This window comes from Jiangella mangrovi (assembly GCF_014204975.1).
Taxonomy (GTDB): Bacteria; Actinomycetota; Actinomycetes; order Jiangellales; family Jiangellaceae; genus Jiangella; species Jiangella mangrovi.
Window position 1 is genome coordinate 6,726,612 of record NZ_JACHMM010000001.1, and the last position, 21,898, is coordinate 6,748,509.

Here is a 21,898-nt window from a genome sequence, read left to right on the forward strand (position 1 = left end):
GGGGCGCGTTACGGCCCGGCCGGCCCATCCGGGCCGGCCGGACCGGCCGGCCAGGCCACCGTGACGTGGCCCGGCGCGCACAGCTCGCCGTCCTGGCGCCGTTCCTCCAGCCGCAGCTCGGCGACGCGCTCTCCCGGCGCGTCCCGCACCTCGACCACCTCGCCGGTGACGATCAGCTCGTCGCCGGCGACGGCGATGCCGCGGTTCTGCCAGCCGAACGAGCGGAGCGTGACCCCCGGCCCGGCCCAGGCCAGGACGGCGTTCAGCAGGACACAGCCGTGCAGGTGCGACTGCACGAGCACGTCCGGGTAGCCCTCCGACCGCGCGTACTCCGCGTCGTAGTGGATGCGGTGCGCGTTCCACGTCACCGCGCTGAACCGGAACAGCCGCACGGTGCTGGTGCGCAGGCGGTACGGCGGCAGCGTCACACCGGCGACGACCTCGGTCAGGACGGTCATCGCGCCACGAACGTCTCGTCGCAGGTCACCAATGGCCGGCCGGCGCCGTCGGCGAACTCGCGGCGCACGTGGAGCAGCAGCAGGTCGCCGGTCCGTCCGCTCTTGTGGCGCACGCTCAGGAGCGTCGTCGTCTCGACGACGCGGTCGCCGGCGCGGGCCGGGTGGTGGAACTGCAGCTCCTGGCCGGCGCCCATGAGCCGCAGCCCTTCCAGCGGCAGGCCGCGGGTCTCGTCGGTGCCGGAGCCGTCGGGCCGCAGCTCGGACTCGGGCGGGCCGGGCGACCAGCCCATGACCGAGCTGAGGTACAACGGCGGCGCCTGCCCGTCCGGCAACGCCGGCGCGCCCGCCACCAACGCGAAACGCTCCAGGTCGCGGACCGCCAGCACGCCGAGGTCGCGCCGCCGCGTCACGCCGGTCTCGGCGGCCAGCCGCCGCTCCGCCGCGACGAGGACGCCGGTGTCGCCGTCACCCACGAGCGGCCGTGCCCAGCAGCTCGCGGGCGATCATCCAGCGCTGGATCTCGCTGGTCCCGTGGCCGATCCGCCACACCCGGACCTGGCGGTAGAAGCTCTGGATCGGCAGCTCGCGCGTGTAGCCGAGGCCGCCGAGGATCTGCAGGCACCGGTCGGTGACGCGCTGCGCCATCTCGGTGGCGTAGAGCTTGGCCATGTACGCCTCGCTGGTGATCGTGCGGCCCTCGTCGGCCAGCCAGGCGGCGCGGTGGACGAGCAGCCGGGCCGCCTCGAGCTCGGTCACGGAGTCGGCCAGCATCCACTGCACCGCCTGCCGCGACGCGATCGGCTTGCCCCAGGTGGTGCGCTCCTTCGCCCACTCGACGGCGATGTCGATGCAGCGCTGCGCGATGCCCAGCTGGAACGCGGCGATCTTCAGCCGGCCGTGGGTGAGCTGCTCGGTCGCCAGCGCCCAGCCGGCGCCCACGTCGCCGAGCCGGTTCTCGTCGGGCACCACGCAGTTCTCGAAGGACAGCTCGTGCGGGTCCCAGTCGTCGCCCATGGTGGGGATCGGCCGCGACCGGGTCAGGCCCGGGTTGTCCATGTCGACGAGGAAGCAGGTGACCCCGCGCGAGCCCAGCTCCGGGTCGACGGTGGCGAACAGGATCACGAAGTCGGCGCTCTCGGCGTAGGAGATGAACGTCTTCGTGCCGTTGATCAGCCAGGTGTCACCGTCGCGCACGGCGCGGGTGCGGACGGCCGCGACGTCGGACCCGCCGCCCGGCTCGGTGAACGCGTAACAGCAGCGCAGGTCCTCCTTGATGATCGGATAGAGGTAGCGGTGCCGTTGCTCCTCGGTGCAGGCGTACAGCACCGGCTCGGGGCTGCCGCCGAACTCGAACATGGCGGGGTGCTGGAACAGCTCCTCCCCCACCAGGCAGGCGCCCAGCGTGCCGATGCCCTGGCCGCCGAGCTCCTCGGGAACGTCCAGCGCCCACAGCCCCTGCCGCCGGGCCCGGTGCTCCAGCTCCGTCCGCAGCTCCGCGGGGAACCGCCCCTCGAGCAGGAAGTCGCGTTCCAGCGGCATCAGCTCGCGCTCGCGGAACCGGCGGACGATGTCGACGAAGTCACGCAGGTCGTCGGGGATGGTGAAGTCCATCAGCGCAACCGCCAGCTCTTCCGTGAGGTGGGCATGATGTCGTCGCCCTCGTTGTCGTGGGCGAGGTAGACGGAGAACAGGTTGATCGACGACGGCGTCAGCAGCCGGTCGGCGAGGTGGCCCGGATCGACGGTCACCAGCCGCTCGTGCGTCACCGTCGTGCCGGCCCAGGTCTCCCGCCACGGCGGCTCCACCGGCGTCAGCAACGACATCTGGGCGTCCGCGGTGGCCGCGTGCTGCAGCTCGCGGTTCGACCGGATGATGGAGAACCCGCCGTTGAGCAGGAAGAAGATGCTGATGTTGCCGTCGACGCGGCCATGCTCGTGGCGCAGCTGCTGGGCCAGGCTCGGAAGCGACGACGGCACCAGCCGCGCGGCGCCGTCGCCGATGAAGCCCAGCACGTTGCCCGGCCGGGTCAGCGCGATCGACGGGATCGCCTGCAGCGCGTCGCCCATGAGCGCGCGCCCGTACCAGCCGGAGAACCCCGGGCCGGTGCGGGCGAGATTGCGGATCGCCGAGATGCCGCCGCGGCCGACGTCGTAGAAGCCGGTGTACTCGTAGCCGTGGCCGGTGATCAGGCCGCGGAGGACGCCGTCGAGCGCGGTGAAGAAGTGCTCGTGGCTCATCGGCACCGACGGGACCGCGGCGAGCGGGTCGCCGGTGGCCCGCCGCGCCCGGGCGATCGCCTCGCGCCGCGAGCGCAGCACCCACTCGCCCGGCGCGACGCGGGGCGCGAGCCGGCGCAGGAACGACGACAGCTGCTCGACCACGGGCAGGTCGGTGAACGGGGCGACGTGCGCGGGCGTGTCAGTGACCTGCACGATCCGGCAGTCCTGGTAGAGCGTCTTCTCCGGGAACGGCGTCGCGAGGTCGGTGATGCGGCTCTTGAGGAAGAACAGCGCGTGGTCGCCGTGGCCCAGCCGTCGCCCGCCGGGGTGCAGCAGGCTCCACACCTGCGGCGAGCACCCGTAGATGCTCATGGTGCCGACGAACTCCTCGACCTCGCGCCCCTGGTGGTAGCGGGCGACGGTGCCCGGCCGGCCGAGCGAGTCGACCAGCGCGACGCCGGCCCGGTGGGCGAGGTCGTAGACCAGCTCCCGCTCGTCCTCGGTCAGGTTGCCGCACTGCCAGAGGACCGGTCCCGGCTCCTCGTTCAGGATGCGGGCGACGGCGTCGACGGTGTCCTCGTCGGCCTGCGGGTGCGCGGCGGCGACGGTGACCTTGGGGACGTCGAGCGGGCCGGTCATCCGCAGGACCGACGGGGCGGTCAGCAGGACCACCGGTCCGCTGCGTCGGTGGTAGGCCCGGAACGCCGCGGCCAGCTCCTCGGCCAGCCGCTCCGGCTCGGTCAGGTAGAAGCAGGGCAGACCGCGGGCGGCGAACACGGCCCGCGCGTCCTCGTCGTCGTGGACGGTGCCCTGGAACGGCTGCCAGCCGCCCGGCGCCGTCTCGCCGAAGACGATGAACCCGCGCGCCTGCGAGTCGCGCAGGTTGGCCAGGGTGCCCTTGAGCTCGTCGACCATCCCGGCCGTCGCGACCAGCAGGAACGGCGCCTGGTCGAGCTGCCAGCGGGCCAGCGCGCCGCACGCGAGGCTGTGCTCGTTGGGGCCGCGCAGGACGGGGTTGCCGGCCTGCTGGGCGATCGTCGTGGCGTCCTGGATCAGCTTGGCCGGCAGGGTGCCGGTGAAGAAGTGCAGCGCCCAGCGCGGGCCGGACTGCTCGGTGAGGAAGTCGGTGAGCGCCAGCGCCAGCGACCCGGCCGGCTCGGTGTCCGGCAGCAGCGCACGCCGGTTGACGTGGCGCGCCTGGACGAGGTCGGTGAACGCCGTCAGCACCTCGGCGGCCAGCACCCAGTCGTCGTCGGGCAGCCGGCGCGAGGTGCACACCGTCCGCGAGTAGACCTGGTCCTCGTCCAGCTCGTCATAGACGACGACGGAGTACGGCGAGACCCCGATGCCCAGGTGCTGGCGCAGCTTCGCCAGCGTCTCGACGACGGTGTCCAGCCGGTCGCCGACCTCCTCGCCCGGCACCGCCGTCGTGGCGTCGACCAGCAGCAGCACCGTCGGTGCGGCGGTCCAGGGGCGCGGACCCTCGCCCGGTTCCGTGGCCTGCGCGGGTAGCACCTGGCGCAGCCGGTCCTCGACCAGGCTGAGCCGGGCCACCTCGACCAGCTCCACCCGGGCGTCGGGCAGGGCCTCGTCCAGGTAGGCGTTCGCCCGGCTCGCCAGCGCCTGAGCCGGCTCGGGCCAGGCCGTCGGGAAGACGTCCTTGTCCAGCGCACCGGCGAACCAGCGGCTCGGCCCGGCCAGCTGGCCCAGCGCCGCCGCGGCGGTGGCGTGGAAGGCCGGGCTGCTGCTGACGATCGCGACGTACAGCTCCTGCGTCATCGCGCGCTCCTCTCGCCGTAGTCGTGGAAGCCGCGGCCGGTCTTCCGGCCCAGCAGGCCGGCGTCGACCATGCGCCGCAGCAGCGGCGGCGGCGAGTAGTGGGGCTCGCGGAACTCGTGGTGCAGCGACTCCCCGATGGCGCTGACGACGTCCAGGCCCACGAAGTCGGCCAGCGCCAGCGGGCCCATCGGGTGGTTGCAGCCCAGCACCATGGCCGTGTCGATGTCGGCCGCGGACGCGAAGCCGGACTCCAGCATGCGGATCGACGACATCAGGTACGGGAACAGCAGCGCGTTGACGATGAACCCGGACCGGTCGCGGACCCGCACCACCTGCTTGTCCAGCACGCCGGTCAGGAACGACTCCACCCGCTCGGTGCAGCCGCGGTCGGTCAGCAGCGACTCGACCACCTCGACCAGCGGCATCCGCGTCGCCGGGTTGAAGAAGTGCGCGCCCAGCACCCGGTCCGGCCGGTGGGTCACGCACCCGAGCTTCATCACCGGGATCGACGACGTGTTCGACGCCAGCACGGCGTCCGGGCTCTCGACGACCTTGTCGAGGGTCGCGAAGATCTGCGTCTTCGTCTCCTCGTCCTCGGGAGCGGCCTCGAACACCAGCTCGCGGTCGGCGAGTTCGCTGAGGTCCGCCGTCAGCACGACGCGGTGCCGGGCCTGCTCTGCCTCGTCCCTCGTCAGCGTGCCGCGCTGGACGGCCCGCGCGAAGGCGCCGTCGAGGCTGCGCCGGCGCGGCTCGACCGACTCCGGCTGGCTCACCGCGACGACGACGTCCAGCCCGGCGGTGGAGCAGGTCTCGGCGATCCCGCGGCCCATCACGCCGCACCCGACGACACCGACCCTGGTGATGGGGGCTGCGGTGATGGGGGCCGTGCTCGAGGCCGTCATGCCGACCACCGCAGCAGGCAGGTGCCGATGGCCATGCCGCCGCCGAAGCCCGCCAGCAGCACCAGGTCGCCGTCGGCGATCCGGCCGGCCCGGCTGGCCTCGTCGAGCGCCACCGGGATGCAGGCGCTGCCGACGTTGCCGTAGCGCTCGAGCGTGCGGTGGGTCCGTGCGCCGTCCAGGCCGGACTTCGCCACCAGGTCGTCCAGCAGGTTGCCGTTCGGCTGGTGCGGCACGAAGTGGTCGACGAGGGCGCGCTCGACCCCGGCGCCGGTCAGTAGCGCGTCGATCGCGGGCGGGACCTCGTCGAGCACGAAGTCGCTCACCGCGTGGCCGTCCATCGCGAACCAGTGCTGGCCGGCCGCGACGGTGGCGCTCGACGCCGGCAGCCGGCTGCCGCCCGCAGGGACTCTGATCAGCTGGTGCGCGTCGCCGCGCGTGTGCAGGCCGACGCCCAGCACCCCGCGACCGTCCGGCACGCCGCCCACGACGGCCGCCCCGGCGCCATCGGCGAACAGCACCGCCGTCCTCCGATCCCCGACGTCGAGGATCCGCGAGTACACGTCGGCGCCGATCACCAGAGCGCGGGCACCCGGGTGGGCGGCGAGCAGCCCGCGGGCCACCGCGAGCGCGTACACGAAGCCGCTGCACACGGCGTTGAGGTCGAAGCAGGCCGCACCGCGGGCGCCGAGCAGGTCCTGCACCAAGGCCGCCGTCGGCGGCTGCGGCGAATCCGGCGTCGACGTCGCGACCAGCAGGTAGTCGAGCTGCGCGGCGTCGACGCCGGCGTCTTCGAGGGCGTTCCGCCCGGCCTCCGCCGCCAGATCCGACGTGGCCTGCTCCGGCGCCGCATACCGGCGCGTCCGGATCTGCGTCTTCTTCTCGATCCACTCCGGCGTGACGCCCGCCAGGGCCGCCACCTCGGCGTTCGGGACCTCGCGAGCGGGTAGGCAGGACCCGGTTCCGAGGATCCCCACGGGCTGTGGTGTCGCGGCCACCCATCCTCCAGCCGTCGAGTCGTTTCGCTGACGACTCCAGGCTGTCCAGCCACTCCCTCAATCAGCAGAGGACGACTTCAGGCGGGGTCGCTCATGCTCGGATCGGACGAACGCGATCACGAGCGCCGCGGCGGTCAACGCCATCACTGCGAGGGTCATGAAGACGCGGTCGAATCGTCCGAGGAGCTCGGTCGCCTCGCCCGACCCAACGCGGAAGGTTCCGAGCGCGGTCGCGGAGAGCAAGGCGAGCCAGAACCCCGCGCCAATCTGCTGGGATGCACTGATGAGTCCCGACGCGAATCCCAGGTCGCTTTCGTGTGAGGTTCGCGTTGCCAGGGACGTCAGGCAGACGAAGGCGCCTCCCATCCCAACGAACGTGGGGACCAGTGCAGGGAGCGCCTCCGTCAGGTAGGACTGCTCTTCGCCGAGCCGGGTGAAGAGCACTGACCCGGCGAAGACGAGTACACAGGCTGCGCAGAGGATGCGCTTCGTACTCGTCCGGCCCGACAAGGACCTCGCAGTCATCGAACCGATCACCACGGCCACCGAGACCGGCAGGAACAGGAATGCTGTCACCAGCGTGGAGGCCGCATGTATCTCCTGGTAGTACAGCGTCAGGAGATACATGGCCACCGCCGGACAGCCGACGACGATGAACATGGCCGTGTTCGCGATCGCCAAGTTGCGCACACGAAGTGCGCCCAGCGGTATGAGCGGGTGGGCCGAGCGGCGCTGCAGGCCTACGAACAGGAGCAGCAGCACCGCTCCGGCTACTGTTGCCGAAAGGGCCACCGCTGCCTGGCCACGGTCAGTTCGCACGGTCGACACCCCGAGCACGAACGCGAGCAGTCCGATCGTTAGGGTCACCGCTCCCGCGACGTCGAATGATTCCGAATGATCGACATCATCGCGACGGACGAACCTTGCGAGAGCAATTGACACGACGGCGAGCACCACGTTCGCGGCGAAGATCGCTCGCCACGCCAGGACCTCGGTCAAGAGGCCGCCCGAGAGAAGACCCACGCTGCCCGAGCAGGCTCCTATGGTGGCCCAGATCGCCATCGCGTGCTCGCGCCGCGGGCCTTCGCCATAGATCACTGCGAGCATTGCAAGGCCGGTCGGAACCACCAGCCCGGCGGCAACACCTTGCGCAGCCCGACCGGCGTACAGGACCCCCGGCCACCAGGCGACGGCGCACAGAAGCGATGACGCTCCGAAGACTCCGATCCCCATCAACAGCACGCGGCGCTGACCGAGTCGGTCGGCGAGGCGGCCCCCTGTGAGTAGGAGCGCGCCGAACGGCACGTTGTACGCATTCAGCACCCAGGCGAGGTCTGTCGTCTGCATGCTCCAGGTGGTCCCTATGTCGGGAAGTGCCACGATGACAGTCGTCGCGTTGGCGAGCACGGTGCCCGCGGCGACGCATATCCCGATCAACGCAAGGGCTTCCCTTGCCTTGGGCATACCGAGCCCTCTTCAGTCCAGCCGGAGACGTGGAGGCGTCGCGGGTAGGCCGATCCCAGCGTGTGGTCGCTGCCCCGTCCGCTGACGCAGGTACCGTAAGTACAGGGCTCTGTCGCTCACCAGGATGCTTCTTCCACCCCTATCGGCGGGATGCCCAACGACTTAGAATGAAATCCTCATTTCATTATTGGAGGTGCACATGGCGGTTGTTGACATCTGCGAGGTAGGGCCACGCGATGGACTGCAGAACGAAGACGTGATCCTTTCCCCGGAGGTCCGAGGTGAGCTCTGCGACCGCCTGGCAGCCAGCGGTCTGCCCCGGATCGAGGCGGTGAGCTTCGTCCGCGAGGACCTGGTCCCGGCCATGGCAGGCGCAGAAGAGGTGCTCAACCGGACCCGCCGCGATCCAGCCGTGCTCTGGGCAGCGCTCGTCTTGAACGAGAAGGGCTACCAGCGCGCGGTCGAAGCAGGAGTGGACGAGGTCAGGTTCGCGTTCCCCGTGACGGACACCTACGCGGCGCGCAACCAGCGGACCACAGTCACCGACGCGATCGACACCGCGATCCGGATCGTCGAGCGCTCTCGGGACGATGGCATCGCGTCAGCGATCACGCTGTCTGCCGCCTTCGGCTGCCCGTTCGAGGGCCCGGTGTCCCGCGACCACGTGTTGCGGATCACCGATCGCGTGGCTTCAGCGCAGCCCGACACCGTGATCTTCGCGGATTCCATCGGCGTCGGGGTGCCGCGCCAGGTCCGCGAGCTGGTCGGCGCCGCCGTCGGCGCGAGCGCAGTCGGGTGCCACTTCCACAACACCCGCAACACCGGCTATGCCAACGCCCTCGCCGCCGTCGAAGCAGGCGCCTCGATTCTCGACGCCTCGATCGGAGGCCTCGGTGGCTGTCCGTTCGCGCCAGGCGCGACAGGAAACATCGCCACCGAGGACCTCGTCTACCTCCTCGAGGGCATGGGCTTCGCGACGGGCATCGATCTCGACAAGCTCCGTCAGTGCTCGGCATGGGTCGCCGACCGGGTCGGACACGAGCTGCCCAGCCTCGTCGCCCGAGCCGGTGACCCGTGTGGGGTGGCAACCACCGCGCAGCTCACTCCCTGAGTTCGGTCTTGGCCTCCGGGTATACGTCGTTGAACGGACCGCCACCGCGCTTGTAGATGTAGAAGGTCCGCTTGAACGAACAGACCTCGTCGCCATGCTGATTGATCGTTCTCGTCTTCACCTTGACGATGCCCGCATCGGGCCGGCTGTTCGACTCACGCTTCTCCAGCACCAGTGACTCGCTCCACAACGTGTCACCGACGAAGACGGGATGCGGCAGTCTGATCTCGTCCCAGCCCAGGTTCGCTACGGCATTCTGCGTGACATCCGTGACGCTCTGACCAGTGGCGATCGCAACGGTGAGCGGCGAATAGACCAAGAGCTGCTTGAACTCCGAGCGCTCGGCGTACTCGCTGTTGTAGTGGAGCATGTTTGTGTTCATCGTCAGCAGCGAGAACCAGGCATTGTCGGTTTCGGTGATGGTCCGGCCGAGCGGGTGTCGATAGACGTCGCCGATGACGAAATCCTCGTAGCGCCTGCCCTGCCATCCGGGGACGTTTCCCATCGTTCTCCTTCAGTTATCGATGTGACTTGCGGCTGCACGAGCCTCTTGAGCCAGCACGCGGCGTGCGCGATCGACGATCGGTTTGCCGACGACGTAGCCGTCCAGGGCGGCGACTGAGCCGTCGCCGGCGGCGGCGAGGACGTCCTGGGCCCAGCGGACGTCCTCGGCGGAGGGACTGAAGGCGGCGTTGACGACCGGCACCTGCCGGGGATGCAGGCAGAGCTTGCCGCCGAAGCCGAGGCCCGCGGCGTGCTCAGAGTCGATCGTGACCTTCTTCTCGTCGGTCAATGCGGTCGTGACGCCGTCGATGGGCGGCGGCAGCTGAGCGGCCGCCGAGGCGAGTACGACGAGCGAGCGGGCGGCCGCCATGGCCGCGAGGTCGGCGTGGTCGACGCCGAGTTCGCGGCCGAGGTCGGCGTTGCCGAAGACCGCCCGGACCGCTCCGGTCACCGAGCAGATGGCGCGCGCCTCGAGGGCAGCCGCCGCGGTCTCGATGAGCGGGAGCACGCAGGAGCCGGGCGCGAGCCGGCCAAGCAGCTCCCACACCTGGCCGGGCGCCGTGACCTTCGCCAGCATGACGGCGCACGGCCGGGCAGCCAGCATGGCGACGTCGTCGTCGTACCACTGGGTGCTCGGGTCGTTGATCCGCACGACACCGGCGCCGCCGTTGGCGAGCCAGCGGCCGATGTTCTCCCGCGCCGTCGCCTTCGAGGGCGGGGCGACTGCGTCCTCGATGTCGAGGACGATGCCGTCGGCGCCGCTACCGGCCGCCTTGGCGAACCGATCCGGGCGATCGCCGGGCACGAACAGCAGCGACCGGGCCCGCGCCAGGTGCGACCAGTCCGCAGTCATTCCGCGATCCAGGTGCGGTCGGTCCAGACGAACACCGGGACAGGGTCGCCGTCGCCGCCGGGCTCGTCGAAGTGGTCGAGGTCGAAGTGCTCGTAGCCCGCACCGAACTGGATCTTCAGCCGGCCCTCGGCGACCGCCGCGCGGTCGACCGAGATGTGCGAGCCGAGACCGGTGCAACCCACCAGCTCGACCTGGACGTTGTCGTCATCCGTGCGTGTCACGCTGCCCCCTCACCTGGGCGGGATCGTCTTCACCCAGGGTCGTGAGCGCGGCGGGGATCAGCCAGGGGACGAGTTCACGCCGTCACCGGCGGAGGCTGGGAGCGGAGGCGAGCAGCGTGCGGGTGTACTCGTGCTGCGGGTCGTCGTGGATGCGGGCGGTGGGGCCGAGCTCGACGATCTCGCCGTTGTACATGACGGCGGTGCGGTCGGTCAGGTAGCGGATGACCCGGATGTCGTGCGAGACGACGAGCAGGGCCAGCCGGCGGGTGGCGCGAACCTGCTGGATGAGGTTGAGGATCTGCGCCTGGACGGACACGTCGAGGGCGGAGGTGGGCTCGTCGGCGACGATGATGCCGGGCTCGACGGCGAGCGCTCGGGCCAGGGCCACGCGCTGCAGCTGTCCGCCGGAGAGCGCACGTACCGGCCGGCTGACGAGCTGTGCGGGCAGCCCGACGCTCTCGAGGAGCTCGGCGACCCGGGCGGCGCGCTCGGCGCGGGTCCCGATGCGCTGGACGGTGAGCGGGTCGCGCACGACGGCGCCAACGGTGAGCCGCGGGTTGAGCGAGCTGCGGGGGTCCTGGAAGACCAGTGAGGCGTCGCGGCCGAGCATGCGGTAGCGCGGGATGCTCTTCATCGCGTAGACGTCCTGGCCGCGGAACGTCACCTGGCCGTGTGCCGGGCGGATCAGCCCGAGCAGCGTGCGGGCGAGGGTGGTCTTGCCGGAGCCGGACTCGCCGATGAGTCCGACGGCCTCGCCCTCGGCGATGCTCAGCGACACCTGGTTCAGGGCCCGGTTCACCTGACCGCGCGAGTGGTAGTCGACCACGAGGTCGCGCGCCTCGAAGATGGGTACCTCGGCCCGGTCCGCGACACTGCAGGCGACGTCGACGGCGGTCATCGGGCGCCCCCGACCTGGTGCGTGAGCGGGTGGTGACAGGCCAGCCGCCGGGGGCCGTCGGTGAGGACGGGGCGGACAGCGCAGTCGTCCTGCGCGTGGGAGCAGCGGTCGCGGAAGCGGCAGCCGCTGGGGAACTCCGTCGGCGGGTGGACGAAGCCGGGAATGGTCGCCAGCGTGGCGTGACCCTCGTCGAGGCTGCTGCTGGCGGCGAGCAGGCCGGCGGTGTACGGATGGTGCGGGCTCGCCAGGATCTCGTCCGTCGGGCCGGTCTCGACGAGCTGGCCGCCGTACATGACGGCGACCCGGTGGCAGAGCTGCGAGACGATCGCGAGGTCGTGGCTGATGAACAGCAGCGCGAAGTCGAGCTCGGCCTGGAGCCGCTGGAGCAGCTCGATGATCTTGGCCTCGACGGTGACGTCGAGTGCCGTGGTGGGCTCGTCGGCGATGAGCAGCTTCGGCTCGCGGGCCAGCGCCAGGGCGATCAGCACCCGCTGCCGCTGCCCGCCGGAGAGCTGGTACGGCTTCGCCTTGAGGATCCGCGCGTCGGGCAGCCCGACGGCGTCGAGGAGCTCCGACGGCGTGTACGGGGACCCGAGGCGGCACACCTGGCGCAGCTGGGCGCCGATGCTCATGCCGGGGTTCAAGCTGGTGAGCGCGTCCTGGTAGACGATGCCGATGCCGGCGCCGCGGACGGCGCGGCGCTCGCGTCCGCGCAGCCGGTAGAGGTCGCGGCCCTGGAACAGCACCTGCCCGCCCACCTCGGCGGTCGGCGGCAGCATGTTGGCGGCCGCCAGCCCCAGCAGCGACTTGCCGCAGCCCGACTCCCCCACGATGGCCAGCGACTCTCCCGGCCCGATACTGAGGCCGACGCCGTCGAGCACCGCGACGTCGCCATAGCGTTGGGGGAACCGCACGGTCAGGTCCGAGATGGCCAGGGTGCTGGTCGACGCGCCACCACCGTCGTCGACGTGATGCGGCTGAATCCTCGTGCTCACCGTCATGCTGAATCCAGTCTGAACGTCGGCATACGAGAATCTGAAATACCAGTTTCAAACAAGCGTAGGGGGCCAGTACGCGGACGGCAACCTCGCTGAGCAGCCGCCATGTCCACCCACTCGATTGGGCAAAGCCCAATACATTTGGCTGACCTTCGACGCCACTCCGTCCAGGCTCGTCCACGTGCCGCACCGCGAGACACCCGAGGACTGGCCGGCACTGGCCAGGCAACTCGGGCAGCGTGTGCGGCAACTGCGGGAGGACCGGAAGAAGCAGGGCGACGCTCCCCGGTTCACCCAGGAGGGCCTGGCCCACGAGGCCGGGATCAGCCGGAACCACGTCCAGAACATCGAGAACGCCCGCAACAACACCAAGGGCGAGGACGGGCGACCCGGTGTCGGCAACCCCGGCGTGGCCACGTTGCTGGCGATCTCTCGCGCACTGGACGTCGAGTTGCTCGATCTGCTTCCGGACGGGCTGCTGCCCGAGTCGGTGCGGCACCGGCCATGGACGAAGTCAACGGGAGATTCACCGAGCACACTATGAGTAGCGCCCGGCACTGTCAACGGAGTCGGCTTCGCGCAACCCGGAGATGCCCGACGGCAGGAGCTCGGCCACCGTCGTGTCGAGGGCGCGCGCGACCCGCAGCAGAACGTCGAGCGTCGGGCAGACCCGGGCGTGCTCGACCTTCTGCAGGTAGCCGCGGCTGATGCCGGCCCGGTGGGCGAGCTGCTCCTGCGTCAGGTCCCGCGCCAGCCGCAGGAAGCCCACGCGGACGCCGAGCGCCCTGGCCACCTGCGGCCAGTCCTCCGATCGTGTCCCGGGCGCCGCCACCCGCACGAGGCTGAGCGAGACCGCGGCGCCGGTCAGCCCACAGCAGTGGGCATCCGGCCCAGCAGGGCTCAGGACTGGCCGCGGGCCTGGGCGAGCTCGGCGGGGCGGCCGATGTCCTGCCAGGAGTCGCGCAGGGTCCAGAGGCCGACCCGCTCACCGCGGGTGAGGCAGTCCTCGAACAAGCGGGTGATCGGGAACGGCTCGCCGCGGGGGACGCGGCCGAGGAGGGCCGGCGAGAGGACGTAGATGCCGGCGTTCACCGCCCAGGACGGACGGGGCTTCTCGACGATGCGCCGCAGCCGGCCGTCGTCGGACTCGAGGACGCCGAAGGGGACCTGGTGCTCGTACTCGGTGGCCGCGAGGGTGGCGACGCCGCCGTGGGCCGCGTGCGCCGCGAGCAGGCCGGTGACCGAGAAGCCGGTGACGAGGTCGCCGTTCATGAGCAGGACCGGGGCCGCCGGACGTTCCCCGATCTCGTCCAGCAGACCCAGCGCCCCGCCCGTCCCCAGCGGCCGGTCCGGTCGTTCGCGCAGGTAGTCGATAGTGCAGCCGTAGGCGGACCCGTCGCCGAAGTACTGCTCGACGATGTCGCCGAGGTAGTTCACGGACAGGAACACCCGGCGGATCCCGGCGCCGACGAGGTGCAGGACGATGCGCTCGAGGATCGGCCGGCCGGCGACGGGGAGCATCGGCTTGGGGACGGAGTCGGTGAGCGGCGCGAGCCGGGTGCCGCGCCCGCCGGCCATGACGACCGCCCAGTTCGGCAGCGGCTCCGCGCCGACGACGTCGGTCTCGACGTGCACGCCCACGACGCGGCCGTCGCCGTCGACGATGGGGACCTCGCCGAGGCCGAGGGCGCGCATGACGTCGAGCACCTCGGCCCGGCCCTCCCCCGGCCGGGCGGTCGCCGACGGGGTGCCGACGAGGTCCGTGACGGGGTCGTCGGGCTGCGCGCCGGTGACCAGTGCCCGCCGGATCTGCCGCTCCCCCACGGCGCCCGACAGCCGCCCGGAATCGTCCACGACGAAAACCGTCCCCACGTCGTGGGTGTCGATGATGGTCAGGCATTCGCGAATCGACGCGCCGTGTTCGGCGAGCATGTCGTCTAGTCGCACCGTTTGTCGGCTCATGTCGCACACTCCTGGTCGCATTGCTGAGGTCAGCGTGACGGCGACACCCGAGATCGGGCAGGGGGCGAGTTTCCGGTCATACGCACGTCTCTGACCAGGTGAAACACCAACGTCAATCCGTGAACCGACGTTATTCGCATTCTGGACAGCCTTCGTCGCAAAGTGCACCGGCGAGGCGGCGAAAATCGCCGTAGCCTCCGATCAGAAGCCCCACGCAACCCCGGAGCAGGGCTTTCGAAAGAGGTGCTTGCGAAGATGAACCCCGAATTTCACGGAGCCCCCCAGCCCCCTATCGGGCAGGTGATCCGGTCGGCTCGCCTGAACCTGCACATGAGCCAGTACACCCTCGCGGACAAACTGGCGGCGGTCTCCGGCAAGCCCACCATGGGTCGCGACCGCGTCGCCCGCTGGGAGCGCGGCCGCCAGGTCCCCCGACGCGAGTGGCGGCAGTGGCTCGCCGTGGTCCTGGAGGTCCCGGTCGAGCGGCTCGACGCGGGCGCGGACACGGCCCGGCGGCAGAACCGCCTCGGCCTCGCGGCGGCGGTCGCCCCGGTGCCGGAGTCGGGAACCGCGCGCCGGCCCCAGGGCACGCCGGCGCTGCTCCCGGTGTTCCGGTCGCGGGTGCAGGCCGGCATCCTCGCGGCCACGCTACTCAACCCCGACCGCGCGTTCAGCCTGACCGAACTGGCCGAGCACGCCGGCGGCTCGCTCGCGTCGGTGTCGAAGGAGGCCAAGCTCCTCGAGGACGCGGGCATCCTGACCAGGCGCAACGACGGCGCCATCCGGCTCATGCGGGCGGCCACCGACCGCGCCACCCTCGCCCCGCTCACCGAGCTGATCCGCGGCACCTACGGCGTCCCCCAGATCGTCGGCGAGGAGTTCGGCCGGGTCGCGGGCGTCGCCCGGATCGCCCTCACCGGCACGTGGGCGGAGCGGTTCACCGGTGTCGTCGGACCCGAGCCGGACGTCATCCAGGTGCGGCTCACGCCAGACCAGGACAACACGCCGCGCCGGCCGGACCTGCTGGCCGCGGCGCGCCGGGCCGAGCGCCGGCTGCACCGCCGGGTCGCGTTCGCCGTGGTGGGCCGCCCCGACGGGTCGCGCCGCCCGAACGTCATCCGGCCGATCGGAACCGGCACCGCCGTCCCCGTCCCCGCTCCCGCTGGCATCGGAACGGCCGGAGGCCTGCCGGGCGCCCGGCACCTCGCGAGCCGGACCACCGGCCGGACCCGGCCGCACGAACGGGTCCGCCTCCCGCGGCAGCGCGGCGGCAGCGCCGTCGTCCACGTCGCGCCGCCCGCCAGTTCCGACACGCCGCCGATCGCGGCCGGCGGCTGGACCGACGGCGCGAGCCTGGTGGCGGAGCTGCTGGCAGGCAACCGGCTGGAGCTGTTCAGCGGCGCGGCCGCCGACGGGCGGCCCTACTTCGACCTGGCGGCGCACCACCTGGCGGCGGCCGAGGACGTCGTGGCGGCCTCCGCCGGGTCGGCGTACGTGCTGGTCTGCCAGGCGGCGCAGCTCGTGGGCTGCGGGTTGCTCGCCGCGCAGGGCCTGCGTCCCGCGGCCGGTGTCGACGGCGACGTCGTCAGCCGCGCCGTCATCGCCCAGTTCGGCGACCGGTTCGGGCACCTCGAGCTGTTGCGACGGCGGCAGCTGAGCCTCGCGCACCCGGTCGGGCGGGACAACCGCGTCGCCGAGCACGACGTCGAGGCCGCGCTGCCCGCCGTCCGGTCGCTCGTGCAGGAGGCGCGGTCGCTCGCGCCGCAGCTCGACCTCTTCGGCTGACGGGGCAGACGGACCACGGGCTCAGCCCAGCTCGTCCGAGAACGAGTTGGGCTGGGCCCGCAGCAGCCCCGTCAGCAGCGTGTCCTCGAGCCGCCGCACCTGGACGGGGTTGCCGACCAGCCCGAACACGTGGTTGAGCCGCTGCGTCAGCGGACGGACGATGCCCACGTTGAGGTCGCGGCCGCGCCCCTCGGACAGGTCCATCGCCGGCTCGAACCGCAGCTCGCGCTCCGGTGGGCGCTCGAGCAGACCGGCCACGTGCTCGCGGTAGTCCGCCTCGCCCACCCGGAAGCTCAGGACGCCGCAGTCGGCCGACCACCAGGTGCTGACGTCAGCGCCCGGCGAGAGGACCACCGCCGCGCCCGGCTCCGCCGTCACCTCCCGATCGCCGATCCGCACCGTGTACGTCCCGAAGAGCACGACCTGCAGCACGAAGAAGTCGAGCTCGCCGGGGTGTGTCCGGGTCTCGGCGCCGAAGGCCAGGTAGCCGGCCGAGACGCGGTCCAGCCGGCGCCCGTTGAGGTAGCTGTCGAGGCCGTCCTCGGGGCGCACCGGCTCGATCGGGTGGCGGTGGACGAACCGGTAGATCACTTCACGGGTGTGGTCGACGTCGGAGGATCGCAGGACGGGGAAGCGATCGAGCGGCGCCGTGGTGGTCATGTCCGTGTCCGCGTCGCGGCGCCGCGCCCGTTCACCGGGCCAGGGTCTCCGACGGCAGTTCGCCGTACCTGGCGAAGTAGGACCGGGCGAACCGGCCCGGATGGCCGAGGCCCCAGCGCTCGACCACCGCGTTGACGGTGGTGGTGTCGCGCTGGGCCGCGAGCAGCTCCTCGTGGGCGCGCTGCATGCGCACGTGGGTGAGGTAGGCCCGCGGCGTCGTGCCGAGGTGCTGGCGGAACCCGAGCTGCAGCGCGCGGACGCTGACCTGCGCCTCCCTGGCCAGGCTCGTCACCGTGTGCCGCCACTCCGGGTGGCTCTCGATCAGTTCGCGGGCGATGGTGACGGCACGGTGCGGCACCGGCGAGCGGGTGGTGTCGTCGAGCATGGCGGTGTAGTTGTGCGGCTGCGACAGCAGCAGTCCCGTCATGAGCCAGTCCTCGTACTCCGATGCCACGACCTGCTGGTTGAGAATGCTGTGGCCGGGACGGTCCAGCTCTTCGACCAGCAGCCGGAAGACCGAGAGCCAGCTGCGTCCGGGGCCGGCGCTGACGTCCATGCCCAGCTCGAACTGGACCGGTCCGGGCAGCGACGCCCCGATCATGTCGCGCAGGTGCGCCTCGAGCGCGGACCGCTCCAGGCGCAGGATCAGTTGTGAGCAGTCGGGCGACCAGCGCTGGGTCAGCGGGACGGTGGGCGAGATGACCGAGGCGGTGTCCGGCGTGGACAGCAGCTCCTCGTTGCCGTAGAAGATCAGGCTGTGCCCGGTGAGCGGCACCTGGACGACGAAGAACGAGCCCAGCTCGCCGGGCTCGATGACGACGTCGCCGCCGTAGGTGATGTAGTTGGCCGAGATGCGGTCGATGCGCCGGGTGTTCATCCGGGCGTCGAGCTCGGTCGACCGGCCGATCAGGTCCAGGCGGTGCGGCGTGAAGACGCGGCCGACCACCTCTCGGGCGTGGTCCAGCTCATGTGACCGGAACACCGGATATCGGTCGAGCGGCATGGTCGTCATGGCGGTTCTCCCCTGCGGACACGCTCCCCCTCGGATCGGAGCGATGAGCAACCCTCACCCCCGCGCTTGGAGAGCAGCATTCCACGGCACCGCACCGTTGCCTAGCACGTCAGTCGACTACAAGATCAATCCGAGGCTAATACTCGCGTCACGACCCGTCACCCCTGGCGAGTGTCACAAAACCGCCGCCAGCGTCACAGTCTCGTCCCGCGAGCTGAACTGGCCCCTGCCCGCGGGCCGTCCGGCTCGCCCACACTGGACCGCACCTGCCGTTCGAGCGGAGGGAGTGCGCTGGTGCCGGCGTTCATGGAGCCGTTCCGCATCAAGGCCGTCGAGCCGATCCCGTTCCCCACCGCGGCAGAGCGCCGCCGGGCGCTCGGCGACGCGGGTTTCAACCTGTTCCGCGTCCCGGCGCGCGCGATCACCATCGACCTGCTCACCGACTCCGGGACGAGTGCGATGTCGTCGGCGCAATGGGCGGCTCTGCTCGACGGCGACGAGTCCTACGCCGGCGCGCGGTCGTACGAGCGGTTCGAGGCCGTGGTGCGCGAGCTCACCGGCTACGAGCAGGTCATCCCGGTGCACCAGGGTCGCGCCGCCGAGCGCATCCTGCTCGGCCGGCTGCTGCGCCCCGGCGACGTCTCCGTCGCCAACACCCACTTCGACACGACCCGGGCGAGCGTCGAGGCGGCCGGCGCCACCGCCGTCGACCTCCCGTCCGAGGAGCCCGCGCCGGCCCCGTTCGGCGGGGACATCTCGGTGCCGGCGCTGCGGCGGCTGCTCGAGGGTCCCGACGGCGCCGGCGTGCGGTGCGTGGTCCTCACCGTCACGAACAACGCCGGGGGCGGGCAGCCGGTGTCGCTGGACAACGTGGCCGCCGCGCGCGAGCTGTGCACCGCGCACGGTGTGGCCCTGCTGCTGGACGCCTCGCGGTTCGCCGAGAACGCCTACCTCATCACCGAGCGCGACCCCGCGCACGCCGGCCGGGCGCCGCGCGACGTCGCGCGCGAGGTGTTCGCCCTGGCCGACGGCTGCTGGGCCAGTCTGAAGAAGGACGGCATCGCGAACATCGGCGGCCTCATCGCGCTGCGCGACCCCGAGCTCGCCCGCCGCTGCCGCGACCACCTGATCGCCGTCGAGGGGTTCCCGACGTACGGCGGACTGGCAGGACGCGACCTGGACGCGCTGGCCCAGGGGCTGCGTGAGGTGACGGAGCCTGCGTACCTGCGCTACCGCGCGCAGACCGCGCGCTGGTTCGGCGACCGGCTGGCCGAGGCCGGCCTGCCGGTGCTGCAGCCCACCGGCTGCCACGCCGTCTACGTCGACGCCGCGCAGCTGCTGCCGCACGTGCCGGCGCACCAGTTCCCGGCGACGGCGCTGGCCAACGAGCTGTACCTGGCCGGGGCCGTGCGGGTGACCGAGCTGGGGACGCTGGTGTTCGGCCGGCCCGACCCGGCCGGCGGCGACGACCTGCCCGCTCCGCGCGAGCTGGTCCGCTTCTGCCTCCCCCGCCGGGTCTACACGAAGAGCCATCTCGAGTACGTCGCCGAGACGGCGGCCACCGTGGTGGCGAAGGCGGCGGAGATCCCCGGCTACCGCGTCGTGGAGCAGACCGGGTCACTACGCCACTTCACGGCCGTGCTCGCGCCGACCTCGCCGCGCGGGCCCGCCGGGCCTGGCGAGCCGCCGCCTCGAGCTCGGACGAACGGACCTCCAGCACCGCGCTGATCCACTGCCGCCAGTACGGGCCGGGGATCCGCTTGCCGCGCTCCCAGCGAGCCACCTCGTCGCGGGTCAGCGAGCCGTTGCCGGAGACCCGCGCCAGCTCGTCGGCGATGCCGTACTGGCTGTAGCCGAGCCGGCTGCGGGCACGGCGGATCACGGTCCCTATGGGCGCCTCGGAGGCTGCCGATCCGTTCCGGTGAACGATCGTCTTCACCCTTCGAGCGTGATCAACACGCCTGGCCACTACCAGGACAGAACGCGAAGACTCCTGTCCACTTCGCGAATCGCCGCAGGCCAGCAACGGCGGTCCCGGCGCCCCGGAAAACGGCCCCCTCCCCAAGGACCCTCCCGGCTGCGAGGCTGGATGATCGACTCCATCCCCGGGGAGGCGCGGTGAGTAGACCGCTCGTGACATTGGTGAACCCGAACCTGGTGCACCCGCCCATCACGCCGTATGCACTGGACATCCTCACCACGTCGCTCGAGGCGGCCGGCTTCGAGGTGGACGTGCTCGACCTGACACTGGTGCGCGACCGGTGGCGGTCGGAGGTGGCGGGCTTCTTCGGCGAGCGCCGCCCGCTGCTGGTCGGCGTGACGTTCCGGAACACCGACACGATCTATCCCCAGGAGCAGCGCGTCTTCCTGGACCAACACCGCGACATTGTGCGCGAGATCCAGCGCTGGACGACGGCGCCGATCGTCGGTGGCGGGGTGGGCTTCTCGTCCATGCCGTTCGCCCTGGTCGACTGGTTCGGCATCGACTACGGCGTCAAGGGCCCCGGCGAGGCGACGGTGACGGAGCTGGCGACGATGCTGGCCAAGGACGACTCGCCGGCCAAGGTGCCCGGGCTGATCATCAACCTCGGCAAAGGCGACGTGCGGCAGATCCCGCACCGCACCTCGCTGCTGGCCGACGGCCGGGTCGAGCTGGTGAACCGGGCGACGGCGTACACGCGCCGCTCAGGGGCGCGGCACAAGGTCGACAACCTCGCCTACTACCGCCGCGGCGGGCTGGGCAACATCCTCACGAAGAACGGCTGCACGTTCGCCTGCGCGCACTGCGTCGAGCCCGACGCCAAGGGCAACCGGTTCGCCCGTCGCGCCGAGGCCGCCGTCGTCGACGAGATGGAGCTGCTGACCTCCCAGGGCGTGCACGACCTGCACACCACCGACAGCGAGTTCAACCTCAACATCGCCCACAGCAAGGCGGTGCTGCGCGAGATCGTCCGGCGCAAGCGGGCCGACGGGTCGTCGCCGCTGCACGACCTGCGGTTGTGGATCTACGTCCAGCCGGCGCCGTTCGACGAGGAGTACGCCGCGCTGCTGGCCGAGGCCGGCTGCGCGGGCATCAACGTCGCGCCCGACCACGTCCGCGACGACGTGCTCGACGGCTGGAAGGTGACCGGCCGCGGCACCCGCTTCTACACCCACGCCGACACCGAGAAGCTCTGTGACCTGGCACGACGGTACGGCATGCTGACCATGGTCGAGGCGCTGCTCGGCATGCCCGGCGAGACCGAGCAGACCATGAAGGACTGCGTGGACGGGCTGATGGCACTGGACGCCACCGTCGTCGGGTTCACGCTGGGCCTGCGGGCGTTCCCGTACTCGCCGCTGGGCCAGGACCTCGCCGCCCGCAGCGGCGGCACCCGCTCCGTCGCCGGTGTGCAGTCGAACACGGCGACGGCGCCGATCCTGCTGTCCACGCTGGAGCAGTGCCACAGCCGGGTCGAGTACGAGCGGCAGTTCATGTTCGACCCGATGGGCGGCTTCCGCCCGGTGTACTACTTCTCGCCAGCGCTGCCCGACGGCGCCCTCAACACGCATCCGGGCGACCGCTGGCTGACCAGCCTGGCCCTGCTGTGGGACTGGGTGCCGGAGCACGACCGGCCCCGGGTGATGCTGCCAACGGCCCCCGGCCTGACACCGGAGGACAACAACTACGCGGACAACCCGTTCCTGCTCAAGCTCACCGAGCTGGGTTACAAGGGCGCGTTCTGGTCCCACTGGCCGCTGCGCGGGCAGATCATGGGCGACACCGTCCCGGCGTGATCACACGCCGGGACGGTGTCTCGACGCTCAGATGGTGCGGACGTTCTCGGCCTGCGGGCCCTTCTGGCCCTGCGTGATGTCGAACTCGACCCGCGCGTTGTCCTCGAGCGTACGGAAGCCGTTGGAGTTGATGGCGGAGTAGTGGACGAAGACGTCCGCGCCGCCACCGTCCTGCTCGATGAAGCCGAAGCCCTTCTCGCCGTTGAACCACTTGACGGTGCCCTGGGGCATGCTGTGTTGCTCCTCTTCGTGGAATGCCGGCCCCGGCCACGTCGGCCGGTCCCGGGTTGCCGCGGTGGT

At 71.4% G+C, this 21,898-nt stretch carries 23 protein-coding genes; 5 read left to right on the top strand and 18 right to left on the bottom strand.

Annotated features, from left to right (window positions below; all coding sequences use genetic code 11):
* Nucleotides 1-8: 8 nt before the first annotated feature.
* Genes HD601_RS31075 through HD601_RS31105 form a run of 7 tightly spaced genes read right to left on the bottom strand, consistent with a single transcriptional unit; the run spans nt 9 to nt 7,817 of the window.
* On the bottom strand, nt 9-458 hold the full coding sequence (locus HD601_RS31075; protein WP_184828610.1) for a hotdog family protein: 450 nt from the start codon (nt 456-458) through the stop codon (nt 9-11).
* The gene (locus HD601_RS34415; RefSeq protein WP_184828612.1) at nt 455-931 is read right to left on the bottom strand and encodes an FAS1-like dehydratase domain-containing protein; all 477 of its coding nucleotides are present in this window, start codon (nt 929-931) and stop codon (nt 455-457) included. The genes HD601_RS31075 and HD601_RS34415 overlap by 4 nt, the downstream gene beginning before the upstream one ends.
* The gene (locus tag HD601_RS31085; RefSeq protein ID WP_184828614.1) at nt 924-2,069 is read right to left on the bottom strand and encodes an acyl-CoA dehydrogenase family protein; all 1,146 of its coding nucleotides are present in this window, start codon (nt 2,067-2,069) and stop codon (nt 924-926) included. The genes HD601_RS34415 and HD601_RS31085 overlap by 8 nt, the downstream gene beginning before the upstream one ends.
* Nucleotides 2,069-4,456: a hypothetical protein gene (locus HD601_RS31090; RefSeq protein ID WP_184828616.1), complete on the bottom strand. Its 2,388-nt coding sequence runs from the start codon at nt 4,454-4,456 to the stop codon at nt 2,069-2,071. Before HD601_RS31090 ends, HD601_RS31085 begins: the two co-directional genes overlap by 1 nt.
* Complete coding sequence (locus HD601_RS31095) at nt 4,453-5,358, bottom strand: 3-hydroxybutyryl-CoA dehydrogenase (RefSeq protein ID WP_184828618.1); 906 nt, start codon at nt 5,356-5,358, stop codon at nt 4,453-4,455. The genes HD601_RS31090 and HD601_RS31095 overlap by 4 nt, the downstream gene beginning before the upstream one ends.
* A complete protein-coding gene (locus HD601_RS31100; RefSeq protein WP_184828620.1) occupies nt 5,355-6,353 on the bottom strand; it encodes a beta-ketoacyl-ACP synthase 3 in 999 nt (332 codons plus the stop codon). The genes HD601_RS31095 and HD601_RS31100 overlap by 4 nt, the downstream gene beginning before the upstream one ends.
* 57 nt (nt 6,354-6,410) lie before the next feature.
* Nucleotides 6,411-7,817 (bottom strand): MFS transporter, encoded by a 1,407-nt coding sequence (locus HD601_RS31105; protein WP_184828622.1) that lies wholly within the window; start codon nt 7,815-7,817, stop codon nt 6,411-6,413.
* Between the two features lie 199 nt (nt 7,818-8,016).
* On the opposite strand from HD601_RS31105, the gene HD601_RS31110 reads away from it, so the two are divergent.
* Nucleotides 8,017-8,928: a hydroxymethylglutaryl-CoA lyase gene (locus tag HD601_RS31110; protein WP_184828624.1), complete on the top strand. Its 912-nt coding sequence runs from the start codon at nt 8,017-8,019 to the stop codon at nt 8,926-8,928.
* Here HD601_RS31110 and HD601_RS31115 read toward each other — a convergent pair.
* The 5 genes from HD601_RS31115 to HD601_RS31135 all read right to left on the bottom strand — a co-directional run bounded on the left by HD601_RS31115 (nt 8,918) and on the right by HD601_RS31135 (nt 12,405).
* The gene (locus tag HD601_RS31115; protein WP_184828626.1) at nt 8,918-9,433 is read right to left on the bottom strand and encodes a MaoC family dehydratase; all 516 of its coding nucleotides are present in this window, start codon (nt 9,431-9,433) and stop codon (nt 8,918-8,920) included. The two genes, HD601_RS31110 and HD601_RS31115, sit on opposite strands and share 11 nt — an antisense overlap.
* A gap of 9 nt (nt 9,434-9,442) precedes the next feature.
* The gene (locus HD601_RS31120) at nt 9,443-10,285 is read right to left on the bottom strand and encodes an HpcH/HpaI aldolase/citrate lyase family protein (protein ID WP_184828628.1); all 843 of its coding nucleotides are present in this window, start codon (nt 10,283-10,285) and stop codon (nt 9,443-9,445) included.
* Entirely contained in the window at nt 10,282-10,506 is a 225-nt protein-coding gene (locus HD601_RS31125) for a DUF5988 family protein (protein WP_184828630.1), read from the bottom strand. The genes HD601_RS31120 and HD601_RS31125 overlap by 4 nt, the downstream gene beginning before the upstream one ends.
* Before the next feature lie 82 nt (nt 10,507-10,588).
* Nucleotides 10,589-11,404, bottom strand: a complete 816-nt coding sequence (locus HD601_RS31130; protein WP_184828632.1) for an ABC transporter ATP-binding protein — start codon at nt 11,402-11,404, stop codon at nt 10,589-10,591.
* Nucleotides 11,401-12,405 (bottom strand): ABC transporter ATP-binding protein, encoded by a 1,005-nt coding sequence (locus tag HD601_RS31135; RefSeq protein WP_184828634.1) that lies wholly within the window; start codon nt 12,403-12,405, stop codon nt 11,401-11,403. Before HD601_RS31135 ends, HD601_RS31130 begins: the two co-directional genes overlap by 4 nt.
* 178 nt (nt 12,406-12,583) lie before the next feature.
* Between HD601_RS31135 and HD601_RS31140 the strand changes: the two genes are divergently transcribed.
* Entirely contained in the window at nt 12,584-12,946 is a 363-nt protein-coding gene (locus HD601_RS31140; protein WP_184828636.1) for a helix-turn-helix domain-containing protein, read from the top strand.
* On the opposite strand, the gene HD601_RS35245 is transcribed toward HD601_RS31140, so the two are convergent.
* Together HD601_RS35245 and HD601_RS31150 are read right to left on the bottom strand one after the other, a co-directional pair.
* Nucleotides 12,941-13,195 carry a helix-turn-helix domain-containing protein gene (locus tag HD601_RS35245; RefSeq protein WP_184828638.1) on the bottom strand — a complete coding sequence of 85 codons (255 nt, stop codon included), beginning with the start codon at nt 13,193-13,195 and terminating at the stop codon, nt 12,941-12,943. The two genes, HD601_RS31140 and HD601_RS35245, sit on opposite strands and share 6 nt — an antisense overlap.
* Before the next feature lie 107 nt (nt 13,196-13,302).
* Complete coding sequence (locus tag HD601_RS31150) at nt 13,303-14,364, bottom strand: sugar phosphate nucleotidyltransferase (RefSeq protein WP_184828640.1); 1,062 nt, start codon at nt 14,362-14,364, stop codon at nt 13,303-13,305.
* A gap of 330 nt (nt 14,365-14,694) precedes the next feature.
* Between HD601_RS31150 and HD601_RS31155 the strand changes: the two genes are divergently transcribed.
* Nucleotides 14,695-16,149 carry a helix-turn-helix domain-containing protein gene (locus HD601_RS31155; RefSeq protein WP_184828642.1) on the top strand — a complete coding sequence of 485 codons (1,455 nt, stop codon included), beginning with the start codon at nt 14,695-14,697 and terminating at the stop codon, nt 16,147-16,149.
* Nucleotides 16,150-16,170: 21 nt separating this feature from the next.
* Here HD601_RS31155 and HD601_RS31160 read toward each other — a convergent pair whose 3' ends face one another.
* Nucleotides 16,171-16,809, bottom strand: coding sequence for a cupin domain-containing protein (locus tag HD601_RS31160; protein ID WP_184828644.1), 639 nt, complete (start codon nt 16,807-16,809; stop codon nt 16,171-16,173).
* A gap of 31 nt (nt 16,810-16,840) precedes the next feature.
* Complete coding sequence (locus HD601_RS31165) at nt 16,841-17,821, bottom strand: AraC family transcriptional regulator (protein ID WP_184828646.1); 981 nt, start codon at nt 17,819-17,821, stop codon at nt 16,841-16,843.
* Between the two features lie 294 nt (nt 17,822-18,115).
* On the opposite strand from HD601_RS31165, the gene HD601_RS31170 reads away from it, so the two are divergent.
* Complete coding sequence (locus tag HD601_RS31170; protein ID WP_221441465.1) at nt 18,116-19,549, top strand: tryptophanase; 1,434 nt, start codon at nt 18,116-18,118, stop codon at nt 19,547-19,549.
* On the opposite strand, the gene HD601_RS31175 is transcribed toward HD601_RS31170, so the two are convergent.
* A complete protein-coding gene (locus HD601_RS31175; protein ID WP_221441466.1) occupies nt 19,452-19,760 on the bottom strand; it encodes a helix-turn-helix domain-containing protein in 309 nt (102 codons plus the stop codon). The two genes, HD601_RS31170 and HD601_RS31175, sit on opposite strands and share 98 nt — an antisense overlap.
* 179 nt (nt 19,761-19,939) lie before the next feature.
* Here HD601_RS31175 and tsrT point away from each other — a divergent pair, with 179 nt between their 5' ends.
* On the top strand, nt 19,940-21,598 hold the full coding sequence (gene tsrT / locus HD601_RS31180) for a tryptophan 2-C-methyltransferase (RefSeq protein ID WP_184828648.1): 1,659 nt from the start codon (nt 19,940-19,942) through the stop codon (nt 21,596-21,598).
* Nucleotides 21,599-21,625: 27 nt separating this feature from the next.
* Here the strand turns inward: tsrT and HD601_RS31185 are convergent, their stop codons facing one another.
* The gene (locus HD601_RS31185) at nt 21,626-21,829 is read right to left on the bottom strand and encodes a cold-shock protein (RefSeq protein ID WP_184828650.1); all 204 of its coding nucleotides are present in this window, start codon (nt 21,827-21,829) and stop codon (nt 21,626-21,628) included.
* Nucleotides 21,830-21,898 lie beyond the last annotated feature (69 nt).

Excerpts from the sequence above, each read along its gene's own strand:
- HD601_RS31075 (WP_184828610.1), bottom strand. The coding sequence starts at position 458 with ATGACCGTCCTGACCGAGGTCGTCGCCGGTGTGACGCTGCCGCCGTAC.
- HD601_RS31085 (WP_184828614.1), bottom strand. The coding sequence starts at position 2,069 with ATGGACTTCACCATCCCCGACGACCTGCGTGACTTCGTCGACATCGTC.
- HD601_RS31090 (WP_184828616.1), bottom strand. The coding sequence starts at position 4,456 with ATGACGCAGGAGCTGTACGTCGCGATCGTCAGCAGCAGCCCGGCCTTC.
- HD601_RS31095 (WP_184828618.1), bottom strand. The coding sequence starts at position 5,358 with ATGACGGCCTCGAGCACGGCCCCCATCACCGCAGCCCCCATCACCAGG.
- HD601_RS31105 (WP_184828622.1), bottom strand. The coding sequence starts at position 7,817 with ATGCCCAAGGCAAGGGAAGCCCTTGCGTTGATCGGGATATGCGTCGCC.
- HD601_RS31110 (WP_184828624.1), top strand. The coding sequence starts at position 8,017 with ATGGCGGTTGTTGACATCTGCGAGGTAGGGCCACGCGATGGACTGCAG.
- HD601_RS31115 (WP_184828626.1), bottom strand. The coding sequence starts at position 9,433 with ATGGGAAACGTCCCCGGATGGCAGGGCAGGCGCTACGAGGATTTCGTC.
- HD601_RS31120 (WP_184828628.1), bottom strand. The coding sequence starts at position 10,285 with ATGACTGCGGACTGGTCGCACCTGGCGCGGGCCCGGTCGCTGCTGTTC.
- HD601_RS31130 (WP_184828632.1), bottom strand. The coding sequence starts at position 11,404 with ATGACCGCCGTCGACGTCGCCTGCAGTGTCGCGGACCGGGCCGAGGTA.
- HD601_RS31135 (WP_184828634.1), bottom strand. The coding sequence starts at position 12,405 with ATGACGGTGAGCACGAGGATTCAGCCGCATCACGTCGACGACGGTGGT.
- HD601_RS31150 (WP_184828640.1), bottom strand. The coding sequence starts at position 14,364 with ATGAGCCGACAAACGGTGCGACTAGACGACATGCTCGCCGAACACGGC.
- HD601_RS31155 (WP_184828642.1), top strand. The coding sequence starts at position 14,695 with ATGAGCCAGTACACCCTCGCGGACAAACTGGCGGCGGTCTCCGGCAAG.
- HD601_RS31160 (WP_184828644.1), bottom strand. The coding sequence starts at position 16,809 with ATGACCACCACGGCGCCGCTCGATCGCTTCCCCGTCCTGCGATCCTCC.
- HD601_RS31165 (WP_184828646.1), bottom strand. The coding sequence starts at position 17,821 with ATGACGACCATGCCGCTCGACCGATATCCGGTGTTCCGGTCACATGAG.
- HD601_RS31185 (WP_184828650.1), bottom strand. The coding sequence starts at position 21,829 with ATGCCCCAGGGCACCGTCAAGTGGTTCAACGGCGAGAAGGGCTTCGGC.